The organism is Asticcacaulis sp. SL142, from assembly GCF_026625745.1.
GTDB lineage: Bacteria > Pseudomonadota > Alphaproteobacteria > Caulobacterales > Caulobacteraceae > Asticcacaulis.
This window is the reverse complement of record NZ_CP113061.1, coordinates 2,259,221-2,282,045: the sequence shown is the minus strand read 5'-3', so window position 1 is coordinate 2,282,045 and position 22,825 is coordinate 2,259,221. Positions and strand designations below refer to the sequence as shown.

The 22,825-nt window shown below is 59.2% G+C and carries 17 protein-coding genes and 1 pseudogene; 8 read left to right on the top strand and 10 right to left on the bottom strand.

Translation table 11 applies throughout. The annotated features are described in order from the left end of the window. The first annotated feature begins 11 nt into the window (after nucleotides 1-11). The gene (locus tag OVA03_RS10380) at nucleotides 12-365 is read left to right on the top strand and encodes a hypothetical protein (RefSeq protein ID WP_267524308.1); all 354 of its coding nucleotides are present in this window, start codon (nucleotides 12-14) and stop codon (nucleotides 363-365) included. A 124-nt stretch (nucleotides 366-489) separates the two neighbouring features. Further along, nucleotides 490-1,206 carry a ribonuclease PH gene (rph, locus tag OVA03_RS10375; RefSeq protein ID WP_267527712.1) on the top strand — a complete coding sequence of 239 codons (717 nt, stop codon included), beginning with the start codon at nucleotides 490-492 and terminating at the stop codon, nucleotides 1,204-1,206. Between the two features lie 4 nt (nucleotides 1,207-1,210). Here the strand turns inward: rph and OVA03_RS10370 are convergent, their stop codons facing one another. Together OVA03_RS10370 and OVA03_RS10365 are read right to left on the bottom strand one after the other, a co-directional pair. Then, a complete protein-coding gene (locus OVA03_RS10370; protein ID WP_267524306.1) occupies nucleotides 1,211-1,423 on the bottom strand; it encodes a helix-turn-helix domain-containing protein in 213 nt (70 codons plus the stop codon). Next, on the bottom strand, nucleotides 1,420-1,941 hold the full coding sequence (locus tag OVA03_RS10365) for a DUF2975 domain-containing protein (protein ID WP_267524304.1): 522 nt from the start codon (nucleotides 1,939-1,941) through the stop codon (nucleotides 1,420-1,422). Before OVA03_RS10365 ends, OVA03_RS10370 begins: the two co-directional genes overlap by 4 nt. Nucleotides 1,942-2,111: 170 nt before the next feature. Between OVA03_RS10365 and rdgB the strand changes: the two genes are divergently transcribed. The 4 genes from rdgB to OVA03_RS10345 are packed head-to-tail and all read left to right on the top strand — an operon-like array spanning nucleotide 2,112 to nucleotide 5,153. After that, nucleotides 2,112-2,723 (top strand): RdgB/HAM1 family non-canonical purine NTP pyrophosphatase, encoded by a 612-nt coding sequence (gene rdgB, locus OVA03_RS10360; protein WP_267524302.1) that lies wholly within the window; start codon nucleotides 2,112-2,114, stop codon nucleotides 2,721-2,723. Further along, on the top strand, nucleotides 2,716-3,915 hold the full coding sequence (hemW, locus tag OVA03_RS10355) for a radical SAM family heme chaperone HemW (protein WP_267524300.1): 1,200 nt from the start codon (nucleotides 2,716-2,718) through the stop codon (nucleotides 3,913-3,915). Before rdgB ends, hemW begins: the two co-directional genes overlap by 8 nt. 1 nt (nucleotide 3,916) lies before the next feature. Further along, on the top strand, nucleotides 3,917-4,783 hold the full coding sequence (rsmI, locus tag OVA03_RS10350; RefSeq protein WP_267524298.1) for a 16S rRNA (cytidine(1402)-2'-O)-methyltransferase: 867 nt from the start codon (nucleotides 3,917-3,919) through the stop codon (nucleotides 4,781-4,783). After that, entirely contained in the window at nucleotides 4,773-5,153 is a 381-nt protein-coding gene (locus tag OVA03_RS10345; RefSeq protein WP_267524296.1) for a YraN family protein, read from the top strand. The genes rsmI and OVA03_RS10345 overlap by 11 nt, the downstream gene beginning before the upstream one ends. A 7-nt stretch (nucleotides 5,154-5,160) precedes the next feature. On the opposite strand, the gene ubiB is transcribed toward OVA03_RS10345, so the two are convergent. The 3 genes and pseudogenes from ubiB to OVA03_RS10330 all read right to left on the bottom strand — a co-directional run bounded on the left by ubiB (nucleotide 5,161) and on the right by OVA03_RS10330 (nucleotide 8,062). Beyond that, nucleotides 5,161-6,693, bottom strand: coding sequence for a 2-polyprenylphenol 6-hydroxylase (gene ubiB / locus OVA03_RS10340; RefSeq protein WP_267524295.1), 1,533 nt, complete (start codon nucleotides 6,691-6,693; stop codon nucleotides 5,161-5,163). 9 nt (nucleotides 6,694-6,702) lie between these two features. Beyond that, nucleotides 6,703-7,522: pseudogene (locus tag OVA03_RS10335) on the bottom strand (class I SAM-dependent methyltransferase). 69 nt (nucleotides 7,523-7,591) lie between these two features. Continuing rightward, nucleotides 7,592-8,062: a response regulator gene (locus tag OVA03_RS10330; RefSeq protein ID WP_373295579.1), complete on the bottom strand. Its 471-nt coding sequence runs from the start codon at nucleotides 8,060-8,062 to the stop codon at nucleotides 7,592-7,594. Between the two features lie 256 nt (nucleotides 8,063-8,318). Between OVA03_RS10330 and OVA03_RS10325 the strand changes: the two genes are divergently transcribed. Both OVA03_RS10325 and pbpC read left to right on the top strand, forming a co-directional pair. Further along, on the top strand, nucleotides 8,319-13,322 hold the full coding sequence (locus OVA03_RS10325; RefSeq protein ID WP_267524292.1) for an alpha-2-macroglobulin family protein: 5,004 nt from the start codon (nucleotides 8,319-8,321) through the stop codon (nucleotides 13,320-13,322). A 195-nt stretch (nucleotides 13,323-13,517) separates the two neighbouring features. Next, nucleotides 13,518-15,512, top strand: coding sequence for a penicillin-binding protein 1C (gene pbpC, locus OVA03_RS10320; RefSeq protein WP_267524289.1), 1,995 nt, complete (start codon nucleotides 13,518-13,520; stop codon nucleotides 15,510-15,512). Nucleotides 15,513-15,549: 37 nt separating this feature from the next. Here the strand turns inward: pbpC and OVA03_RS10315 are convergent, their stop codons facing one another. From OVA03_RS10315 to pheS, 5 genes are all read right to left on the bottom strand, one after another. Beyond that, nucleotides 15,550-15,765, bottom strand: a complete 216-nt coding sequence (locus OVA03_RS10315; protein WP_267524287.1) for a flagellar basal body rod C-terminal domain-containing protein — start codon at nucleotides 15,763-15,765, stop codon at nucleotides 15,550-15,552. Between the two features lie 101 nt (nucleotides 15,766-15,866). Beyond that, a complete protein-coding gene (locus OVA03_RS10310; protein ID WP_267524285.1) occupies nucleotides 15,867-17,270 on the bottom strand; it encodes a DUF1501 domain-containing protein in 1,404 nt (467 codons plus the stop codon). A gap of 9 nt (nucleotides 17,271-17,279) precedes the next feature. Continuing rightward, entirely contained in the window at nucleotides 17,280-19,055 is a 1,776-nt protein-coding gene (locus OVA03_RS10305) for a DUF1800 domain-containing protein (RefSeq protein WP_267524283.1), read from the bottom strand. Nucleotides 19,056-19,202: 147 nt separating this feature from the next. Next, nucleotides 19,203-21,665 carry a phenylalanine--tRNA ligase subunit beta gene (gene pheT / locus OVA03_RS10300; protein ID WP_267524281.1) on the bottom strand — a complete coding sequence of 821 codons (2,463 nt, stop codon included), beginning with the start codon at nucleotides 21,663-21,665 and terminating at the stop codon, nucleotides 19,203-19,205. A 49-nt stretch (nucleotides 21,666-21,714) separates the two neighbouring features. Further along, entirely contained in the window at nucleotides 21,715-22,788 is a 1,074-nt protein-coding gene (gene pheS / locus OVA03_RS10295) for a phenylalanine--tRNA ligase subunit alpha (protein ID WP_267524279.1), read from the bottom strand. Nucleotides 22,789-22,825: the final 37 nt, after the last annotated feature.

The following is a 22,825-nucleotide window of genomic DNA, read 5'->3' as shown; positions in this document are numbered from 1 at the left end:
GAGGCGGGGTGATGGGTAAGGGGATAATCCGGGCGTCGGTCATGGCGGTGGCAACGCTTGCGGCCGCATCGGCGGTGGCGCTGACGGTGTCAAAGCCGGATACAGGCAAAACGCAGGTCTATGGCCCGCTGCGTGAAAGTGATGAGGTCATTAAACCTCTGCCGCCTGAATATGAAACTGAGGCGGCCCCCGACAACAAAGGGGTTGAGCCGTTGCGGGCCGATATCATCCGCACCGACAAGTGGAAAAAGCGCGGCATCACCAAAGACAGCAGCGAAAATATCTTCCTGAAGGACAATGACACCTATATCTGCGCCAATCAGGACTGTTCGGTGGCGCGTAAACTGCCCGAACGTCGGGATTAGCCCTCGTTCGGCTTGGATAGCGCCTTGGGTTGTGATTTGCAGGCAGACCTGATACGGCAGGGTCCATTGTTTTCGGGGTCTTAAGTCCATGTCTCAGTTCGAAGCTTTAAACGCGCTCAAAACCATCCGTCCGTCTGGCCGCAAGCCGGATCAGTTACGGGCGGTGACGATTGAGACCGGCGTAACGCGCTATGCCGAAGGCTCATGCATGGTCTCGTTCGGTCATACCAAGGTGCTGGTGACCGCCAGCGTCGAACAGGGCGTGCCGCCTTTCCTCAAAGGTAAAGGTCAGGGCTGGGTCACGGCCGAATACGGCATGTTGCCACGCTCGACCCACACCCGTTCGCGCCGTGAAGCCGCCGCCGGTAAGCAGTCCGGGCGGACACAGGAAATTCAGCGCCTGATCGGCCGGTCTATGCGCGCGGTCGTTGACCTGAAAGCGTTGGGTGAGCGTCAGATCACCATCGATTGCGATGTTATTCAGGCCGATGGCGGCACCCGCACCGCGGCGATTACCGGGGCATGGGTCGCGTTGTCGATGGCCTGTAATTATCTGCTGGCCGAAAAAGTCATCTCGAAAAACCCGATTCTGGATCAGATCGCCGCCATTTCGTGCGGGATTTTTGCGGACACACCGGTGCTGGATCTCGACTACGAAGAAGACTCGAACGCCGAAACCGACGCCAATTTCGTTATCACCGGCTCTGGCGATGCCGTCGAAATTCAGGCGACCGGCGAAAAGCGCGGCTTTTCACGCGATGAATTTAATGCCCTGTTCGATCTGGCTCATGCCGGGGCGACCGAGCTGTTTGCCTTGCAAAACAAAGCGTTGGGAAAGTAATTACTTATTCGGGCGTGGTCTCGGTCCACTCCAGCAGGTCATGGGGCTGGCACTTCAACGCCCGACAAAGCGCATCAAGTGTGCGCAGCCGTACCGCCACCGCTGCCTGATCACGCAGGACTTCGAGGTTGCGCACGCTGATGCCGGTGCGGTCGGACAATTCAACGATCGACAACCTGCGCTGGGCCAGAAGTTCGGTAAGACGTATACGGATCATATCGTGAGGTCAGCTTCCTGCCGCAGACGTGCGCCTTCTTTAAAGACCTCGGCCAGCACAAATACCACCAAGACCGAGAACCATGTCGTGACCGCCCGCACACCATAGACCGGCTCAAGGTGCAGGCCGTAGGCGCGTTCGACCAGAAACCGCGCGGCATATCCAAAGACCTCCAGCCCGCCCAGACCAAACCCGATCCAGCGTAAGCGGCGGGTATTGTCGGGGTGAAAGACATCGCCTTCGGCAAGCGTACGAAACACCTGCCGCGTCCAGTGCATGATGATCATATATCCGCCCAGCGATATCCCAAAGGCCAGCAGCAATACCGCTTGCGATCCGGCGTCCAGCGGCACGGACACATTTAGCCGGGTGACCACTTCGGTCGCGAGGGTGGGTACGGACAAAAGGCTCAAAGTCGCCAGCACAAGCCCGATAATCAGCCCGAACAGGCCGAAATAGACGACATCCAGCGCCGTCTTCAACAGGCTGGAAATCGATCTGGGCCCTAAAAACCGCATGGAAATTGCCTTAAACCTCAAGACCTAAGTGTCAGATGGTGCGCCACGATAATCATTTTTAACAAGGGCCGCCACCTAATGTTTTGTAATGTGCGCGATGTCACATTTGGGGCTTTTCATTTTGCGGCGCATCGTTACAAAGAAACAAACGTCCATAGCCAGAGCCTTACATGAGCCTTAAACTGATCTCCGGTGAAGAACTGATCGCCGCCACCCACAATCCGGGCAAGGCGAAGGAGATATCATCCCTCCTTGGCGGGCGGTTTGTGGTCATCAGCGCCAAAGACGCGAACGTGCCGGAGCCGGATGAGACGGAAAACTCTTTTATCGGCAATGCTATCCTGAAGGCCCGTCATGCGGCCATGACGGCGGGCATCGTGGCCCTGGCCGATGATTCCGGCCTCAGCATTACCGCATTAAAAGGCGATCCGGGTATCTATAGTGCGCGTTGGGCCGGGCCGGATAAGGATTTCCGCCGCGCCATGGAAATCATCGATCACAAATTGCTGCAGGCGCAGATCCATGACGCGCAGTTCACCACCCATGCCTGGTTTACCTGTGCTTTGGCGGTGGCGTGGCCGGAGGGACATGCGGTGGTTTTTGAAGGCCGCATCGACGGTGATATCGTCACCCCCAGAGGTGCTGGTGGTTTTGGCTATGACCCGATCTTTCAGCCCAAAGGTTACGGCCTCACCTTTGCCGAAATGCCCGAAGCGCAAAAAGACAGTATCAGCCACCGCCATCTGGCGTTTGAGCAGTTAAAGGCCGCGCTGTTTGATTAATACAGTCGCCCTTTATGTGCACTGGCCCTATTGTTCGCGCATCTGCCCCTATTGCGATTTCAATGTCACACGCGATCGCGGGCAAACGGCGCGTCAAACCGCTCTGTTTGAAGCCATTCTCACCGATCTGAAAACCCATGCGGATCTATTGGGGCCGCGCCATCTGGTCAGTATTTTCTTCGGCGGTGGTACTCCGTCCCTGATGAAGCCCGAATGGGTGGCCGAAATTGTGGCGACGGCGCGGGCCTTGTTTCCCTTCGATGGGAATATCGAGGTGTCGCTTGAGGCCAATCCTACCGATGCGGAAATTGCGCGATATGAGGCGTTCAAAGCGGCGGGCATCAACCGTCTGTCGCTGGGGGTGCAATCGCTGAATGACCAGGCGCTGAAATTTTTAGGCCGCAACCATTCGGCGCGTGAGGCCCAGATCGGGCTTGAGACGGCGCGAGCGGTGTTTGGACGGGTATCGATCGATCTGATCTATGCCCTGCCGGATCAGATCCTGTCCGACTGGGCCGACGAGCTGACGCTGGCGGCGCAGCTAGGGATCGAGCATATCTCGCCTTATCAGCTAAGCCTTGAGCCGGGGACGGCCTTCGGGCGTGCCGCGCGGCGCGGTACGCTCAAAATCCCGCCACCTGAGATGGGCGAGGCCTTTTATAATAAGACCCAATCTGTCCTAGAAAGTCTGGGGTTTGAGGCCTATGAGGTGTCAAACCATGCCAAGGGCCGCGCCGCTCAATCGGCTCATAATCGCGCTATCTGGGAGGGTGTCGATTATATCGGCGTGGGCCCCGGAGCGCACGGCCGTTTGACCCTACCAACGGATGGGGAAAACGGGCAGCCGCGACCCAATAAAGAGGCTGCGCATGGCCGTTTGACGATCAATGATGTGCGTTATGCAACCGTTGCCCTGTCCGATCTGCTGACCTATACGGCCCAGGTTCAGATGACTGGCAGCGGTGTCGCGCGGGAAGCCCTGACCCCCGAAGCCGCCGACGAGGAGGCTTTGATGCTGGGCCTGCGATTGCGTGACGGCGTTGATCTTGAGCGGTTTAAAACCCTCGATATCCGTGCGCGGGCCATGAGCCTGATCACTGACCGCTTTCTTAACATCGAAAATAATCGCCTGAGCGCCACACCCAAAGGCCGGGTGGTTTTGGATCGCCTGCTTTATGAGTTATTGTCCTGATATGTCCGAATCCCTGTTTGCTCCGCCGCCCCGTCCTGTTGAGCCCGGTCTTTATTGTGTGGCGACACCGATCGGCAATCTGCGCGATATAACCCTGCGCGCGCTCGACGTCTTGAGGGCCGCCGATGTCGTGCTGGCCGAAGACACGCGCATGGCCGGAAAGCTTCTGGGGGCTTACGACATCAAAAAGCCTCTGCTGCGCTATGATGACCATGCCGGGCCGCAGGTCTTGCCGCAAATACTTGACCGTCTGCGCGAAGGTCAGGTGGTGGCGCAGATATCCGACGCCGGTACACCCTTGGTCTCCGATCCCGGATTCCGGCTGGTACAGGCCGCGCACGACGCCGGTTTGAAAATCCACCCCATCCCCGGCGCGTCGTCGGTTTTGGCGGCGCTGTGTATCGCCGGTCTGCCGACTGACCGGTTTATGTTCGCAGGCTTTACGCCCAACAAAACCACGGCTCGCCAGCGCTTTCTGGCCGAGTTCAAATCCTTAGCCACAACCGTAGTTCTGTTTGAAACCGGCCCGCGCTTGCATGATAGTTTGAGTGATATGCTGGCGGTTCTGGGTGACCGCGACGCGGCGGTATGCCGCGAACTGACCAAGCTTTATGAGACCTGCGTGCGCGGGCGCCTAAGCGCGCTGGTGGCCGATCCGGCCTTGCTTGCGCCCAAGGGTGAGATCGTCGTCGTGCTGGGCCCACCAGAGGATGTGGCGCCGTCGCGGGACAATATCGATGAGGCGCTGAAATCGGCGCTGGAGACCCTGTCGCCGTCGGAAGCCGCGCAGAAACTGGCCCAGATTTATGGGCTGCCGCGCAAAGAGATTTATAATCGCGCGCTGAAGCTGAAAGATCATGACCAATAGATCAGAACGCGGATCAAAGGCCCACCGGCGCGGCCACTGGGCCGAATATATCGCCTTGATACATTTAATGCTCAAAGGCTATCGCATACTGGGGTTTCGCCTGAAAATCCCGCAGGGGGAAATCGATATATTGGCCTTAAAAGGCAACCGGCTGGCGATGGTCGAGGTCAAGCAGCGCCGCACGGTGGCCGAAGCACTTGAGGCCGTCACACCCGATCAGCAAAACCGGCTGTGGCAGGCGGGGTTATCGCTACAGGCCAAACGCAAAAACCTGTCGCGCTTTGATCTGAATATTGATCTTTACGCCGTCGGGCCAATGGCCTGGCCGGTGCATATCAAAAACGCTTTTATCGATATGCCGGGTCTATAGGGCCAATCTATAGTGATAGTATGATCACCGCCGCCAGGGTCACCAGAGACGCGGCAATGGCAATAACGCCCAGGCTTTGACTCTGCCTTAAGGCGGTTTTCAGTTCCTGAATCTTGAGCGCATTGGCTACCGTCAGCAGGCTTTCGCCGTCCTCTTCATCGCGCAGGCGTTCGACCAGCCGATCAAACAGCCTGCGTCCTTCGGCCAGGGGCGACAGTTCGCGCGAAATCCACGCCTTAACGACGGGCTCTGCCGCTTCCCACAGATTATGGGTCGGATACATGCGCCGCGCGACACCTTCAACGCTGACCATAGTTTTTTGCAGCAGCACCAGTTCGGGCCGCAGGTGCATGTCAAACTGCGCTGTAATTTCAAACAGTTGCTGCAACAGCCTGCCCATCGACACATCGGTGGCGGCAAGGCCCAGCACCGGCTCACCGACAGCACGCAGGGCCTGCGCAAACGTATCGACATCCTGATGCTTTGGGACATAGCCGGCTTCAAAATGAACCTCGGCCACGCGCTTATAGTCGCGCTGCAGGAACCCCCACAGCATTTCGGCCAGATAGCGCCGCTCTTTGGGTTTCAACCGACCGATGATGCCAAAATCGATGGCGATCAGCTTATCGGGTGCTTCGCAGAACAGATTGCCTTCGTGCAGATCGGCATGGAACACACCGTGGTTAAGCGCCTGCGACAAAAACGCCCGGATCAGGTTGTCGGCCATGGCCTTGCGCTCAATGCCGGGCTGGGTCAGGGCGTCCGGGCGGCTTAAGGCCACGCCACGCGCCCATTCGGTGACCATGACGCGCTTTGAGACATAGCTCCACACCACCTTGGGCGCGCTCATAAACGATTCTTCGTTGATGATTTTACCCAGTTCATCGGCGGCGGAGGCCTCAAGGCGCAGATCAAGCTCAAGCAACAGCGATTTCGCGACCGCTTCGACAAAGGCCTGTGGCTCCAGACGGCGGGAGGCGGGCGACAGGGTGTGCACCATCTTCGCCACCAACCGCATCATGGCGGTGTCGCGGGCGATGGTGTCTTCAATGCCGGGCCGTAGGATCTTGACCGCGACCGTGCGGCCGTCTTTGAGGACCGCCCGGTGGGCCTGCGCGATCGAGGCGGCGCCTATAACTTCGCCAAATTCGATGAATAGCTGATCGACGGGGCGCTCTAACGCAGCTGCCACCGCCCGTTCGGCCACGGATTTGGGAAACGGCGGCAACTGATCCTTAAGGTGACGCAGATCGTCGGTAAATTCGTCGCCGAAAATATCAGCCCGCGTCGACAGCACCTGACCCAGCTTGATAAACGCCGGCCCCAGTTGCTCAAAGGCGGCCGCATAGCGCATGCCGACCCGCAGTTTTGGGCCTTTCTTGGTCCCTTTTTGGGCAAACAACGCGCGCAGCACATTGGCCGGAAAGCGCCAGATCGGCGGCAACTGATCGCTGACCTCAACCGGGATCAGGGCGTCATGCTTTAGGAGCACAAGCCCTGAGCGGATCAGGCGCGATAAGGAACTCAAGGTGGAAACCATATCTCCGCCTTACGCCCATCCGTGATGCAGCGCACAGACTCCGCCGGTGAAATTGGTATAGGTTGCGCGCTTAAAACCGGCCTCAGTTAACATCTGCGCGAAACGATCCTGATCGGGGAAGCGCTTGATGCTTTCGACCAGATACTGATAGGACTCGCGGTCACCGGCCACCATCTGGCCCATGAACGGGATGACCTTGAATGCATAGGCATCATAGACTGACGCGATCACGCCTGATTTCGGATGCGAAAACTCTAAGCACAGGAACCGCCCGCCGGGTTTCAACACGCGTTTGGCTTCACGCAGGGCCTGCGACACATCAGCGACGTTACGGATGCCGAACGAGATGATGTAGGCGTCGATGCTGGCGTCATCGAGCGGCAGGTTCATGGCGTCTCCAACCGTCCAGGTCAGTTCCGGCTCAGTGCCTTTGGCGATACCCGCTTCAATCATGGCCTGATTGTAGTCGATGACGCGGATCTGGGCGTCTTTGTCCGACCCACGTCTGGCTTTGGCGCGCCGTGCCAGCTTAGCCAGCCTGCGGGCGATATCACCGGTACCGCCCGCGCAATCGACAATGATTTCACCGGGCTGAGGATTGAGGCGCGCGCAGGCGGCGTCTTTCCACAAATGATGGACACCGACCGACATGACATCGTTCATCACGTCATATTTGGACGCGACGTTTTTAAAGACGCCGTGTACCAGATTGACCTTTTGTTTCGCATCGGACTTCTCGGAAGCCAAAGGTCGAGGTTTTACCACCTGATGCGGCGGAAACCGTGTCAGAAGAGGTGAGATGATCGGGGGAAATCTGGGACTGGCTCATGGCCTTTGCCATAGCCTGAAACCGTAGCTTTGGCGATAAAAAATCTTGGCGAAAAAAACTGGGGGGTTCCTATGCTTTTCCTTCGGCCTTGTCCGAGGCACGCCGGTATGGTCCGGGATAGGCGGCATTTTTGCGGCGCCGGCGGTCCGGGCCAGTATAGGTCGAGCATTTGACCCAGGCGCGTTCATTCTCAATGACGCTTTTCATGCGGCTGATCAGGCCCTGCGCCGTCAGGGGCTTGGCCACAAACTCGTTGACCCCGGCATCGCGCGCGGCAATGACCTTGGAACGGTCAGTGTGGCCGGTCATCATGATGATCGGCACATAAGGGTGCGGGCTGTCGGTGCCGGTGCGCAAAAGCCGGGTAAATTCGATACCGTCGATCGTTTCCATCACAAGGTCGACAATGATGACGTCAGGGCGCCAGTCACGCACGATCTCAAGGGCTTCGGCCCCGTCCGAGGCTTCGCGGATATTGGTGATCCCCATGGCACGCAACATGGTGCAGACGATAACCCGCATGTAATGGTTATCATCCACTACCAACGCCATGACACGGGAAAAATTACTCAAAACCGTCTACCCAAAAGGCTATTCCTGATCCGAAAGTCTTAACCTCACCCCACAGGCCAAATCGGGTGCCTGAAAAGGGTTTAAATCTTCCTGTAAGATAATTTGGTTAATTCACAAAACAAAGATTGATCTTTCATTAAATCAGCTATTCTTTTGCAACAAATATTGCCGATGAGCAAACCCTTGGGGTGCGTCATGGTGCAGCAAACAAGGCGGGGCAAACATGTTCGACTGGCAAAACCGTACCGTGATCACGGGGGCTGCGGCGGTACTTATCTCCGGGTTTTGCGTTGGGTTCTTAACCGCCAAGGCGACCGAAGGCGGCGGGCGGGTCAATCGCTCATCGGAGGCCGTGTCGATCAGTGAGACCGTCGGTAATCTCTATGGTAAGCCACGCGACAAAAATGCCCCGCGTGCCGCCGATAAAAAACCGGCCGGGTTTGCCGTCTGGAAACAAAGCCTGGATACCTCAGCGGCGTCACCGCGCGCCTGCGTCGAGTTCAGCCGCGACCTTGATCCGTCGAAACCCTACGGCGATTATGTGCTGGTCTCGCCTGAATTACCGTCGGCCCCGGCCGTGTCGGTCAAGGGGGCAAACCTGTGTGTATCCGGGTTTGGATTTACCGACCGGCGCATCACCCTGCTGAAAGGCCTGCCGGGTAAGGGCAATGATAAGCTTGAGAAAAATGTCGATCTTGACTTTGCCTTTGGTGAAAAGCCGCCCTATGTCGGCTTTGCCGGTGAAGGCGTCATCCTGCCGCGCGAAGATTCCGACGGTGTGGCGGTTGAAACGCTCAACGTCACCGCGCTTAACTTTGAGGTTTGGCGCGTAGCGGACCGCAATCTGGTCCGGCAAAATATCTCCGCCCCCGATCCGGTCTCAGAGGGTGATTACGACTATGAATGGGGCGAAGACAGCCCCAATGAAAACGGCGGTAAGGTCTGGTCGGGTAAGGTGGCGGTACGCGCCGGCAATGGTGAGCGGATTACGACGGTTTTCCCGCTGGGGGCGGTGCTGAAAAACCTCAAACCGGGCGCCTATGTCATTAAGGTGCGCGATGCGTCGGGTGGACGCGATAAGGCGCAGTATGACCAGCCCGCTCAGGCGCGTCGCTGGATACTCTATACCGACATGGCGCTGATGACCTATTCCGGCAATCCGGCGTCGGGGGCAGGCCTTGATGTGGTGGTGCGCTCCCTGAAATCGGCCAAGCCCTTAAGCGGCGTGCGCGTGGCCTTAGTGGCGCGTAACGGCGAAGATCTGGCCGAAGGACGCTCCGGCAGCGACGGGCGGGTGCGCTTTAATCCGGCCCTGCTGAAAGGCGAAGGGGCACTGACGCCCAAGATGGTCATGGCCTATGGCCCCGCCGAAGACTTCACCGCCCTTGATCTTGACCGGGCGCCGGTTGATTTGTCAGCCAAGGGCGTCGGCGGGCGGCAGGATGAGGCAGTGACCTCTGGCCGTGCCGGTGCGGGCATGGTCGATGGTTATCTCTATACCGATCGCGGTATCTATCGTCCGGGGGAGACAGTGCATGTGGTCGCTCTGGTGCGCGATCCGCAGGGTAAGGCCCTTAAGGACCGTAAGGGCGCGCTTATCGTCACCCGTCCGTCCGGGGTCGAAGCCTTCCGGGTGAAATTCGATAAGTCCGAAAACGGTTATGTCGCCGCCGATATCGCCCTGCCCAAATCGTCCCCCCGCGGTCAGTGGCAGGCCCGGCTTGAGGTCGAAGGGATCGAAGGGGCGTCGGGTTCGGCAGCCTTCGCGGTCGAAGATTTCGCGCCTCAGCGGCTGGGCGTCGATATTGCCGCCGATGCCGATAGACCCCTGACCCGGCCCGATGAAGCGCGCGCGGTGCGGGTCAATGCGCGGTTCCTTTATGGGGCGACAGGCTCCGGCCTGACGGTGGGCGGTGAGGCGCGGGTGCGGGCGGACACCAACCCCTTCCCGGCCTTTAAAGACTATCGCTTCGGCAATGAGCAAAACCCGTTTGAGGAAAAATATGTCAATCTGCCCGAAACCGTCACCGACGGTCAGGGGCAGGCGACCTTCCCGCTGGAGGCCTCGGTGGCGGGCGATACGGATCAACCGCTATCGGTGCTGTTGACCTCATCGGTGTTTGAACCGGGTGGGCGTCCGGTCAAGGAATCGGCGACGCTCCGTATACGGACAAAGCCGCTCTATCTGGGGGTTAAGATCGACGCTCAGGACACCAAGGGTAACGAAGCGCCGCGTCTTGGGTTCAATATCATCGGGGTCAATGCGCAGGGACAAAAGATTGCGGCCTCTGGCGTTAAGGTGCGGCTGGTCTCTGAGAACTGGAACTACGACTGGTATCAACAGGATGGCCGCTGGGCGTGGCGGCGCACCGCCCGCGATGTGGTCGTGTCGGAAACGAACTATGATCTCAACGCGGGTACCGGCCTGAACTTTGCCCGTAATCTCGACTGGGGCGATTACCGGCTTGAGATCGAGCATCCCCAAACGGGGGCGCGCACCGTCGTGCGCTTTGCCTCCGGCTGGGGTAATCCGGCCAAGTCCGCTGATGCGCCCGATTTCGTGCGTTTGTCGGCGGGCACAAAAGCCTATGTGCAGGGCGACACCATCACTCTGACCCTTAAACCACCCTATGAGGGCGAAGCGCAAATTGCGGTCGCGTCTGACCGTCTGATCGACATGAAACATGTCCGCGTGGGTGAAGACGGCACGACGGTGCGCTTGAAATCCGATGCCAGTTGGGGCGGCGGAGTCTATATCATGGTCTCGGTCATGCAGCCGCGTGATCCGGTCGCCTCCCCCAAGCCGCGCCGGGCGATGGGCCTGATCTATGTGCCGCTCGATCCCAAATCGCGCAAATTAACGGTCGCCGTCGATACCCCGAAAGGCACGCCGCAAAAGCCGGTGATCGATAAGGCTGGCGACGCCTGGCTTGAGGTGCCGGTCAAGGTATCAGGGGCCAAGCTGGGCGAACGGGCGCGTCTGTCGCTGGCCGTGGTCGATCAGGGCATCCTCAACCTGACCAAGTTTAAGGCCCCTGATCCGATAAGCTGGTATTTTGGCAAGCGCGCGCTGGGGGTCGATTACCGCGATGACTATGGCCGGCTGCTGGATCCCAATCTGGGGGCTCCGGCAGAGCTTAACTATGGCGGCGATCAGATCGGCGGCGAAGGCCTGACCGTCACCCCGATCAAGACCGTGGCCTTGTGGTCAGGCGTGGTGGAAACCGGCTTTGACGGTAAGGCGATCGTGCGGCTTAAGGTGCCGAAATTCAACGGTGAGCTTAAGGTCATGGCCGTCGCCTGGACCGATGAGGCGGTGGGGTCATCACAGGAGACGATCACCGTGCGCGAACCGGTGGTAGCCGAACTGGCCCTGCCGCGCTTTCTGGCCCCCGGCGATAAGGCTTTTGCCACGCTGGAGCTTAATAATGTCGAAGGCAGATCAGGCCTTTACGAAGCGGTGGTGACCGGCCTCAAAGGGTTGTTCGTCCAATTCAAAAAAGCCTTTAATCTGGGCACCGGCCAGCGGGTTCAGGAAGCCATTGAAATCAACGCCCCGCAGCGGGCCGGGATTTCGGCGGTCAATCTGTCGCTCAAGGCCGAGGGTTACAGCTTCAACGAAGACTACCCACTGCAAACCCGCAACGGCTGGGGCACGCGCACCCAGGTCTTTACCGAGCAACAGGGCGTGAACCAGACCTATGCGCCGTCGCGCGCACTGCTTGAGGGCTTGCAACCCGGCACGATCAGCATTCAGGTCTCCTATTCGCCGTTCCGCGGTATCGATCCGACGCCGCTGGCGGCAGCACTCAACCGTTATCCCTACGGCTGTACCGAGCAGATATCGTCGGCCGCCTATCCGTGGCTTTATGTGTCGCCGTCCCTGACCGATGCCAAAACTTCGGCGCGCGGTCAGATGATCCTCAAACAGGCGGTGGGCCGGATACTGGATCGTCAGTCGGCGGACGGTGCCTTTGGTCTGTGGAAAGCCGGTGACGGTGCCGCCGAAGGGTTTGTCGGGGCCTTTGCTACCGACTTTATCCTTGAGGCACAAAAACAGGGCGTCTATGTACCGCAAGAGGCACTCGATAAGGCCATGAATGCCATGCGTGATATGTCGCGGCCGGATGGATTCACATCAGTCAATTACCGGCTGAAAGCCTATGATGGCGGCTGGTTCGGTCTGCAAAAGGACGACATTACCGCCCAGATCAGATCGCGCGCCTCGGCCTATGCGCTCTATGTTATGGCTAAGGGCGGCAACGGTGATCTGGCGCGCCTGCGCTGGTATCATGATGTGCAGTTCAAATCCGAGCGCTCACCTTTGGCCCGTGCGCAGGTGGCGGCGGCGCTGTCGATGATGGGCGATAAGGCGCGTGCGCGCTCCGGCTTTAAACAGGCGGTGCAGGCGCTGGGCTATAAAGACCCCCATGACTGGTACCAATCGCCGCTGCGTGATCTGGCCGGGGTGACGGCGCTGGCCTATGAAGCGGGGGAAACTGGCATTGCCGCCGATCTGGCCAAACGGTTGGAAACCTCCATGAAAGATCCTGAGCGGCTGAACACGCAGGAGCAGGCGTTTATCCTGCGGGCGGCGTCCTATATGCTTAAGGCTGCGGGGCCGATAAAAATCGACGCGCAAGGGGTGGCGATCATCCCATCACAAGGGTCGCTGGCGCGTTATAATGTCGGGGCGGTGGCGCAGGCGCGTTTCAAAAATACCGGTTCCGGCCCGCTGTGGCGGACGGTGACGGTAACGGGTAATCCGCTGATGGGGCCACCGTCTGAGAGCAAGGGCTTTACGCTGGAAAAAGCCTATTACACACTCGATGGCGCGCGGATTAATCCGGCGCAATTGACCCAAGGTCAAAAGGTTTTGGTGGTGATTTCGGGCCGGTCATCCTATGCCCAGACCCGCCCGATCGTGGTTGACGATGCCCTGCCGGCGGGCTTTGAGATCGAGACGACGCTTACCAATGAAGACACGAATGCTGGGCCGTTCCGGTTTGCGGGAACCTTGTCGGCGCTGGATGCGCAGGAAGCGCGCGATGACCGCTATGTCGCCGCCCTTGATGTCAGTGCGGCCAATGGTTTTGCCATGGCCTATATTGCGCGGGCGACCACGCCGGGGGATTTCTATCTGCCGGGCGCCGAGGTGAAAGACCTCTACCGCGCCGATCTCTATGCCCGTACGGCGGGATCGCGAGTGACCATTGCAGGGCGGTAAAACCTCCCCTGTTGCAGGGGAGGAGGGAGGCCCGACGGGCCGGAAGGTGGGGTAATGCGCCAGTGGCTTGTCAGGTGGCTTGCCCCCTCCGTCGCCGGTAACCGGCGACACCTCCCCCGTAAACAGGGGAGGAGGATACCTATCCTCATCAAATCCCTGATCGGGTTCCTCGCGGTTCAGGTGGTCGTCGCGGCGGTGAACTTTATCCTTCCGCCGGATATGTCCAAGGCCCAAAAGGCCTCGGCGGTGGCGCTGGATCGCAACGGCGTCTGGCTGAGGGCCTTGCCGGTCGATGACGGGCGCTGGCGCATCAGGGCCGATATTCAGCGTACGGACAAAAGCTTTGTGCGCCATTTGCTAACCATCGAGGATGAGCGCTTTTATCTTCATCACGGTGCCGATCCGCTGGCGCTGATACGGGCCTTTTCCTCTAATATTCAGGCAGGCTCCGTAGTGTCGGGCGGATCGACAATTACCATGCAGACGGCGCGGTTGTTGTCACCCAAGGACCGCACCTACCTGTCCAAGCTGATCGAAGTGGTGCGGGCGGTGCAGCTTGAGGCCCGTTACACCAAACGCGAAATCCTGTCGATCTATCTGACCCTGGCCCCTTACGGCGGCAACCTTGAGGGGGTGCGCGCGGCCTCACTATCCTATTTTGGCCATGAGCCGGAAAGCCTGACGATTGGCGAACAGGCCCTGCTGATTGCCCTGCCCCAAGCCCCCGAAGCGCGTCGTCCCGACCGTAACCCCAAGGCCGCGCTGAATGCCCGCAATGAGGTTTTGCTGCGCCTGCAAGATAGGGGTGCGATTACGCCCGCCGTGACGCAAGAAGCGATGGAGGAACCGCTGGTGACGCGCCGGGCGGCCTTTCCGGCGCTGGCCTGGCATGCGGCGGGCCGTCTGGCGCGACAGGTCGGGGGCTTAGAGGCGACGGTCATCACCACCATCGATGCGCCGTTGCAGGCGCGGCTGGAGGCCTTGGCGCGGCAAACCGCGGCAGCACAAGGCCTGAACAGTTCGGTCGCCATCATGGTGGTTGACATCAAAACCCGCGCTGTCAGGGCCAGTGTCGGCTCCGGTGGTTTAGATCGCGCGGGGGGCTGGATCGATATGATGCAGCGGGTCAGATCGCCGGGATCGAGCCTGAAACCCTTTATCTATGGCATTGGCTTTGAAGACGGCGTGATCGCCCCCGAAACCCGCCTGATGGACGTGCCGACACGCTTTGGTGACTATCAGCCCGAAAATTTCGACCGGGTATTCCACGGCGAGGTGTCGGCCAAAGACGCGCTGGTCAATTCGTTGAATGTCCCGGCAGTAGCGGTGCTGAACCGAATCGGGGCCGAAGGGTTTTCCTCAAGGCTGGACGGGGCGGGTATTCATCTGATCCGGCCCAAGGCGGGGCTGAAGGAGGCCGGTCTGGCGCTGGCGCTCGGTGGAGCCGGGATTAAGCTGTCTGATCTGGCGTCGCTCTATGCGGCCTTGGGGGACAATGGCGTGGTCAAGCCGCTGGCCTGGACGGAAACTGAGGCCCGGCTGCGGCCATATCAGCCTGGATCGCGACTGATGACGGCGGAGGCGGCGCAAAAAACATTGGCGATATTGCGGGAGACGCCTGCGCCGGCGGGGCGGTTGCCGGGGGCGCTGATGAAATCGGCCAATCGTCCGGCCTATAAGACCGGCACATCCTATGGCTATCGTGATGCCTTGGCGGTGGGGGTGGCGGGCGGACATGCCATATTGGTCTGGACGGGGCGACCTGATGGCGGGGCGCGGGCCGACATGACCGGACGCGATGCGGCGGCACCTTTATTGTTCGATGTGGTCGATCAGTTGCAGGCACCCGCGCAATTGCCGAATGTGCTGACGCCGGATCGCCCGCCGGAAGCCTTGAAAGAGATGAAAACCGTAAGTGCCGGGCCGGTGATCCTGTTTCCGCCCGATGGATCAACGGTGTTTGTCGAGGTACGTGCGCGGGGAGCGGACGGCGATTTTACGCTCAAGCGCGGCCTGAAACTGTCGGCGCGGGGCAAGGGTTTGCAATGGTATGTCAATGGCGAGGCCCTGCCCAAGGCCGACGGCGCACCCTTATGGTATCCGGCTCAGGAAGGGTTCTATGATGTGGCGGTGGTCGATGACCAAGACCGCGTCCGCCACGTTAAAGTGCGGGTCAAGGCTGTGGAATAACTTGCTTAGTTACGGGTCAAGGGGGCTTGCCCCCTTGTTAGGCCTTCATATCCAGCAAACGACCGGTGGTTTCGTTGACGGTTTTGATGACGCTGATATTGGCTTCAAAGGCGGTGCGGGCCTGGATCTGATCGACGAAATCGCTGACGATATCCTTACCCTGAGCGATGTCCTGAACCGTTTTGACCGCACTTTTGTCAAAGCGCGCCTGTGCGCTCATCAGCCCACCGATGGCTGTGTTTAATGCCAGCATGATACTCTATCCGAAATGAAAGCCCCCGCCGCATGCGAGTGTCTGAAGCTCAAAATGCGCTCGAAAGATTAAGCTTGTGGATAAAAGTTGAGTAAACGGGTTTAAACCATAAAACCCAGATTCGACGTGGCGAAGTTGCCGAGATTCGGCAAAACTCCGGGCAGTTCGGTGTTTGAAACCCCAAACCAGCGCGCCAGGGTCGCGGCAAACTGATCGACCGAGGTGGTTGGCAAAAGTCGGCCCTGACCCACCTGTTCATCGTCGGTGATGGATACGGTTGGCGCGGTGCCGTAGAATTTACGGCCATTGACCGCCCCGCCCATGATGAAATGGTGGCCGCCCCAGCCGTGGTCGGTGCCGTCGCCGTTTGAGGCCAGGGTTCGGCCAAAGTCGGAGGCGGTGAAGGTGGTGACCTTATCAGCCACCCCCAGCTCAAGGGTGGCCTGATAAAAGGCCAGCATGGCTTCATCAAGTCGCGCCATCAGGCCTGGGTGATCTTCCATCAGGCCGTCATGAGTATCAAACCCGCCGAGCGACGCGAAATAGATCTGGCGTTTGGTGCCCAGCGTATTGCGGGCCCCGATCATGCGGGCGATGATTTTAAGCTGGTTGGCCAGCGAATTGTTCTGACCATCCGGGTTAAAATTGGTGGTCAGGTTAATGGGGGCGATAGCATTATTGACCGTGCCCTGAAGGTCGATGCTGCGTCGGACGACCTTGGCATATTCTTCTTCCATCACATGCGTACGGCCCTGAGTCAGCAGGGTATAGAGCGCATCCTGGACATTGTCATTGCCGGTGGCGATATAGCGCAGGGCATCGATCGAGACCGCGCCATTAGAGCCGACCTGATATTGCAGCGCGTTTTGGCCCGACAGGAAGACGGCGTTACCGGCGGCGGAAATGCAGGTCATGGTCGACAGGCCATTGGACGACAGGGCAAGATCGCCCATCAGCCCGCCCCAGCCGACGGTCGCCCCCTCTGAGCCCAGCGCTTGCCACACCGACTGCTGGTCATTGTGCGAAAACAGCTTGGGCGGCAAAGGATAGAGCGTGCGGTTGGGGTGCTCATATTGCGCCAGGGTCAGCGGTGTAATCAGCGGCCCGACATTAAGCTGCACGCCGAGGCGGCCCTGATCAAACAGGGCTTTCAGGCCCGGCAGGGACGGCGACAGGGCATATTGCAGGCCGTGCGGCAGGGTCTGACCGGTCGGGGTCAAAGCGGTGGCGGCAAGATCGGCCCGGTCATAGGCAATGCTGCCGCGGATTGTGCTGTAAAGCGCATGGTTGGTGGCATCATAGGGCACAACCGTATGGGCATGGTCGTTGCCACCATAGAGAAAGATGCAGACAATGGCCTTATAGTCGGTGGCGTTGAAGGCGGCGGCTTCGCCAAAGCTGGCCAGATTCATGGCCAAGGGTGCTGCCACCCCCATTCCGCCCAATGCAGCGGCACGGCTAAACAACGCGCGGCGGGTCAGGTCTTTTGAGCGGTTGATGTGCATCTTAAGGCCTCACTTCTGGATCAGATATTCAGGGCTGGCGATGACCAGCAGGAAGGCCGACCACATGCGGTCGATTTTCTGGGCGTCGGTCGAGGTGGCACTGACCGGCACGGAATCGAGCGCGGTCTTGATCAGGCTGACCGTGGCGGGCGAGAGCTGATCGCCGGTCATGTAAAGGTTCAGCCAGTTCACCAGCGCCGTCGTATCCGTCACCATCGTCAGCGGCCGGGTATAGGTCAGGTCGATGTCGGCATAACCGTTCTTCATGACGTGGAGTGTGAAATTCAGATAGCTGGCGATCGAGCTTTCATTGACCAACTGGAACTCCGGCGCCACCGCATTGCGGTCGGCCAGCGTCGTATTGGGCGGTACATAGCCGGGGCGGAAGAAGTTGAACACCGAGCCTGAGCGCAGCGGGCTTTGGCCCAGACCGAAATCAGGATTGGTCAGGTCATAGATTTCGTATTTACCACTCCAAGACGCAAATCCGGCCGTGCGCAGCAATTGCACGAACCGGATCATCGGCTCACGCAGTTTACCCGCCGTGTCGGCGGTCGGTACCGTGAGCGCTTCCGGATCGTTAAACAGGGCCTTCCAGAAGGCTTTGAGATCGCCGCGCACGCCGGAGCCATTATTATTAAACGCTGACGCGACCCGGTTGATATAGGCGGCACTTGGGTTTGAAGTCACCAGCCGCTGGATCATGGCCCGCGCAAAGAACGGCCCGACATTGGGGTGGTTGAACAAAGCATCGAGTGCGGTTTTGAGCGCGGCTGTGCCTTCGGTATTTGCGGGGATATTTGTCCCCAAAAAATTGACCTCCAGCATCGAATGTTTGCCGGCCGTTAGTTTCATCGGGTTCGTAACGTAGCGGGTATTGGGGATCGGGTAGTTCAGGCCGGGGACCGGGTTAGGCGTGGTCGTCACGCCGGTCAGATCGCGCTCATAGCCGGTAAAGACCCGCGCCAGATTGGTGACATCGGACTGGGTGTAGGTCTCAAGCTTGGCGCCGGTAAGCAGATCCGTCTTGATCGAGCCATCGTTATTGAGCTGATAGAGACCAAGGGTGAAAAGCTGCATCACCTCACGGGCATAGTTTTCATCCGGCTGCCGGCCTTGGGCGTTTTCCTTCTCGTTACCGAGCGTGTTGAGATACATGCCCATAGCCACGCTTAAGGTCACGTCCTCCAGCAGGGTGCGGAAATTGCCAAAGGCGTTTCGGGCCAGCATGTCCCAATAGGCGGCGATGCAGTAGGGCGGATAAAAGCCATCGATGGGATTAAGCGACACCACAAAATGTTCGGACAGGGCCAGTGCGATGCGTTTGCGTAACTGATCCGGGCTGGTCAGTACCTGATTCCAGATCATCCAGTCGCCGAACACCGGATTAAAATAGGTCTGCTCAGAGGTTATGGCATTGTGGCCGCGCGAATCCAGCCAGGCCACGCCCGTTGGCCCCGGTGCCTCGTTCATGCGGGCGTCGAGCCAGCCGGAGATGCCCAAGGACTGAACGCTGCTGACATCGGATTCCGAGGCTGAAAACTGCGCCTGCAGCAGGAATCGTGCGGCCTGAGAGGTGCTGACCGGTGTGATCGGCGGGGGTGGAGGGCTGACCCCGCTACCGGAGCCACCACCGGAACCTCCGCCCCCTCCGCCGCCACAGGCGGACAAGAGCAGGGAGGCCGCTGCGATAGCGACGGCGGCGGGATGTATATCGGGCGTGCGTTCAGACCTGTCCGCGCCGTTTGCGTCAGTGTCCGGTACTACCGTCTCTGCCGTGTCCATGGATGCCGCCCCGTATGCCCCTTATGCAAGGATTACGAGGCTGGCACGCAAAGGTTAAGGATTTTCAACAACGGAGATATATGGTTGCCGTTAAGCCTATATTCCTAATGCCATCCTTATAAACAGCTTATGACCTGAATAAACAGCTTATGACCTGAGCGTCGCGCCAGCTTTCCCCGCAGCAGCGATGATCTTTTGCGAGACGGCCTCGATATCGGCATCGGTCAGGGTCTTGTCCTGCGGCGTCAGGGTGACTTCGACCGCCACGGATTTGTGACCCTCAGCCACGCCTGCGCCGGTATAGATATCAAACACCTGAGCGTCGGAAATCAGCGCCTTATCCGCACTCTTGATGGCGCGCACCAGATCACCGGCGGCCAGAGTATCCTCAGCCACAAATGCGAAATCGCGGGTCAGGGGCATGAGGTTCGATATACTAAGCGCGCCCTTCGATTTGCCGGATTTGGCCTTGGGTTGCGGCAACAGGTCAAGTCTGATCTCAAAACCAACATGGCCTCCGCCGGTCACCGGCCCGTCAAGATCGAGGGTTTTCAGTACGCTGGGGTGCAGTTCGCCAAATTCGGCCAGCACCTGCTTTGGCCCCAGTTGCAAGCGCGCCGACCGACCCGGATGCCAGTGCGCCGTGTTTGAGCCCTGCACCAGTTGAAGGGACGCCACCGGCACATTGATCTCTTCCAGCAGGCGCATCAGGTCGGATTTGAGCGCGAACAACCCATCCTCACCGGTGGCACCCCAGTGGCGCACCTTGGTTGGGGCCTTAACCGCCGTAATCACGGTTTTCTGATCGTTCGGTTCATCGCCAAAATAGACCGGCCCGATTTCAAACAGTTGCGCCCCGGCAAAGCCCTTAGACGCATTGCGACCGGCGGCTTCGAGCAGGTTGGGCAGAACGGACGGGCGCATACAGTTCAGTTCCGAGGCGATCGGATTAGCTAGCACCAGTTTATCGTCGCCGCCGCCGAACAGTTTGGCCCAGTCCTGACGCATAAACGACCATGTCACCGCCTCGCTGTAACCAAAGGCCGCCAGAGCGCGGCGGGCCGTGCGGGCGCGGGCTTGTTGGGGTGTCAGGACGCCGCCGTTTTTTGGTGCGACCGTCGGTAACGGCGTCGATGGGATTTTGTTGAAGCCATAGATGCGCGCGACTTCTTCAACCAGATCGGCCTTACCGTCTACATCGCGGCGGAAGGACGGCACGGAGACGGTCCACGGCCCGGAACTATTTTGGGTTTTCGTCACGCCAAACCCAAGGGCGGTCAGGATGGTCTCAATCTGGTCGTTTGGCACCTCAAGGCCGGTTAGCTTCTCGACATAGGCTGGATCGAAGGTCACATCGGCGCGGCGGGCAGGGGGCGCGCCTTCGACGACGATCTCTGAGGCTTCGCCGCCGCACAGGTCAAGGATCAGACGGGTGGCCAGTTCAAGTCCCGGCACGACCGATTCCGGGTCTACGCCGCGGGCAAAGCGATAAAGGGCATCCGAGGTGATCTTGGTGTCACGGCCCGTCTGCGCCGTGCGGATCGGGTCGAACCAGGCACATTCGAGGAAGACATCGGTGGTTTGCTCATCCACTTTTGTGGATTCCCCACCCATAACGCCGCCAAATCCTAGGATCTGTTTGCCGTTGTCAGCCAAAATTACGCAAGTATCTAGAGTTATTGGGTAATAATAACCATCAATAGCCTGCAAGAGGACGCCTGCGGTTGGGTATTTATCAGCATTTTCTCCATGAAGCTTATCACGCAAATACCTGCCTGTGTTTGCCTCAATCACATTTCCTGACAGCTTGGCCAGATCATAAACATGGAGCGGGCGCGCACGGTCGAACGACAGGTAGTTGGTGATATCGACCAGAGCCGAAATGGGCTTGAGGCCAATAGAGGTCAGCTTATCCTGCAACCACTTGGGCGAGGGGCCATTCTTTACGCCGCGAATAACGCGCCCGGAAAAATAGGGGCAGGCGTCGCCATCGACCTTGACCGAAATCGGCGACGGGAAGGTGCCCCTGATCGGCTCTATGGCCTTATCCTTGAACGTGCCCAAACCGGTGGCGGCCAGGTCGCGGGCGATGCCGTGCACGCCCAGCCAGTCGGGACGGTTGGGCGTGACTTCGAAATCGATGACGGGTTCGGCACCAAACACCACGGCGGCAGGTGTGCCGACCGCCAGATCGTCGGACAGTTCCAAAATACCGTCGCTCTCATCGGACAGTTGCAGTTCGGAGGCTGAGCACATCATGCCGTTGGAGATGACACCACGCACCGGCTTTTCGACCAGGGTGACATCAAGGCCCGGCACATAAGCCCCGATTGGCGCATAGATGGTGGTCATACCGGCGCGGGCATTGGGCGCGCCGCAGACGATTTCTTTGCGGCCGTCGACGGTATCGACCTGCAAGACCTGCAAACGGTCGGCGTTGGGGTGCTGGGCGGCAGATACGACCTTGGCGACGCTAAAGGGTTTCAGCAGCTTGGCCGGATCGTGAATGTCTTCGACCTCAAGCCCGGCCATGGTCATGGCGTCGGCTACCGCATTTATGTCGGCGTCGGTGTCGAAGTGATCTTTGAGCCAGCTTAGGGAGAATTTCATGTTCTTGACTTTGTATTGGGGTCAAGGGGTCTGTGACCCCTCGTCTTACTTAACTTAGGCCGCTTGCGTTATTCGGTGCGCTAAACCCGCTAAAGCCATAGTGGTTCAGCCAGCGGGTATCGGCGGCGAACATATCGCGCAGATCGGGCACGCCGTATTTGAGCATGGCCAGACGATCAACACCCATGCCAAAGGCAAAGCCCTGATACGCGTTCGGGTCGATCCCGCAGGCGGTCAGCACATTCGGATGCACCATGCCGGAGCCTAAGATTTCCATCCACTTGTCGCCGTCACCGATTTTCAGTTCATTGCCGTTGCGGGTATAGCGCACATCCATCTCTGCCGAGGGTTCGGTGAACGGGAAGTGGTGCGGCCGAAACTGGGTGATGACCTTATCGGTCTCAAAAAAGCGGGCGATAAAGGTGTCGAACACCCATTTCAGGTGGCCCATGTGGATGGTTTTGTCGATCACCAGACCTTCGATCTGATGGAACATCGGGGTGTGGGTCTGATCGGAATCGTTGCGGAAGACGCGCCCCGGCACGATCAGGCGAAACGGCGGCTTGCCAGAGATCATGGTGCGGATCTGCACCGGTGAGGTGTGGGTGCGTAAAAGTTTCCTGATCCCGCCTTCATTGGGGTGGAAAAAGAAAGTATCGTGCATTTCCCGCGCTGGGTGCTTTTCCGGAAAATTGAGCGCGGTGAAGTTATGGAAATCGTCTTCGATATCCGGCCCTTCGGCGACCTCAAAGCCCATGTCAGCGAAGATGGCAATCATCTCATCCATGACCTGCATGGTCGGGTGGACGCCGCCCTTGGGGCGAGGGGCCGAAGGCAGGCTGAGATCAACGCGCTCGCGCTCAAGCCGTTTGGTCAGGTGCTCAGCCTCAAGTACATCCTTGCGGGCATCGAGCGCGGATTGAACCTGATCGCGCACGGCATTGATGGCCGCCCCCGTGGCTTTGCGGTCTTCGGGCGGCAGGGCGCCCAGCGTCTTCAGCAGGCCGGAAATGCGGCCAGTCTTACCCAGCGCCGAGACGCGCACGGCATCAAGCGTGGCAAGGTCCTGGGCTGCGGCAATTTCAGCCTCGATTTCGGTTTGTAACGCGGAATAATCGCTCATGATCGGATCAACTCAAAGCCTTTGCAGGCCGGTTGTT

Coding starts and splice junctions, on each gene's coding strand:
- OVA03_RS10380 (WP_267524308.1), top strand. CDS start 12: ATGGGTAAGGGGATAATCCGGGCGTCGGTCATGGCGGTGGCAACGCTT.
- OVA03_RS10370 (WP_267524306.1), bottom strand. CDS start 1,423: ATGATCCGTATACGTCTTACCGAACTTCTGGCCCAGCGCAGGTTGTCG.
- OVA03_RS10365 (WP_267524304.1), bottom strand. CDS start 1,941: ATGCGGTTTTTAGGGCCCAGATCGATTTCCAGCCTGTTGAAGACGGCG.
- rdgB (WP_267524302.1), top strand. CDS start 2,112: ATGAGCCTTAAACTGATCTCCGGTGAAGAACTGATCGCCGCCACCCAC.
- rsmI (WP_267524298.1), top strand. CDS start 3,917: ATGTCCGAATCCCTGTTTGCTCCGCCGCCCCGTCCTGTTGAGCCCGGT.
- OVA03_RS10345 (WP_267524296.1), top strand. CDS start 4,773: ATGACCAATAGATCAGAACGCGGATCAAAGGCCCACCGGCGCGGCCAC.
- ubiB (WP_267524295.1), bottom strand. CDS start 6,693: ATGGTTTCCACCTTGAGTTCCTTATCGCGCCTGATCCGCTCAGGGCTT.
- OVA03_RS10325 (WP_267524292.1), top strand. CDS start 8,319: ATGTTCGACTGGCAAAACCGTACCGTGATCACGGGGGCTGCGGCGGTA.
- OVA03_RS10315 (WP_267524287.1), bottom strand. CDS start 15,765: ATGCTGGCATTAAACACAGCCATCGGTGGGCTGATGAGCGCACAGGCG.
- OVA03_RS10310 (WP_267524285.1), bottom strand. CDS start 17,270: ATGCACATCAACCGCTCAAAAGACCTGACCCGCCGCGCGTTGTTTAGC.
- OVA03_RS10305 (WP_267524283.1), bottom strand. CDS start 19,055: ATGGACACGGCAGAGACGGTAGTACCGGACACTGACGCAAACGGCGCG.
- pheT (WP_267524281.1), bottom strand. CDS start 21,665: ATGAAATTCTCCCTAAGCTGGCTCAAAGATCACTTCGACACCGACGCC.
- pheS (WP_267524279.1), bottom strand. CDS start 22,788: ATGAGCGATTATTCCGCGTTACAAACCGAAATCGAGGCTGAAATTGCC.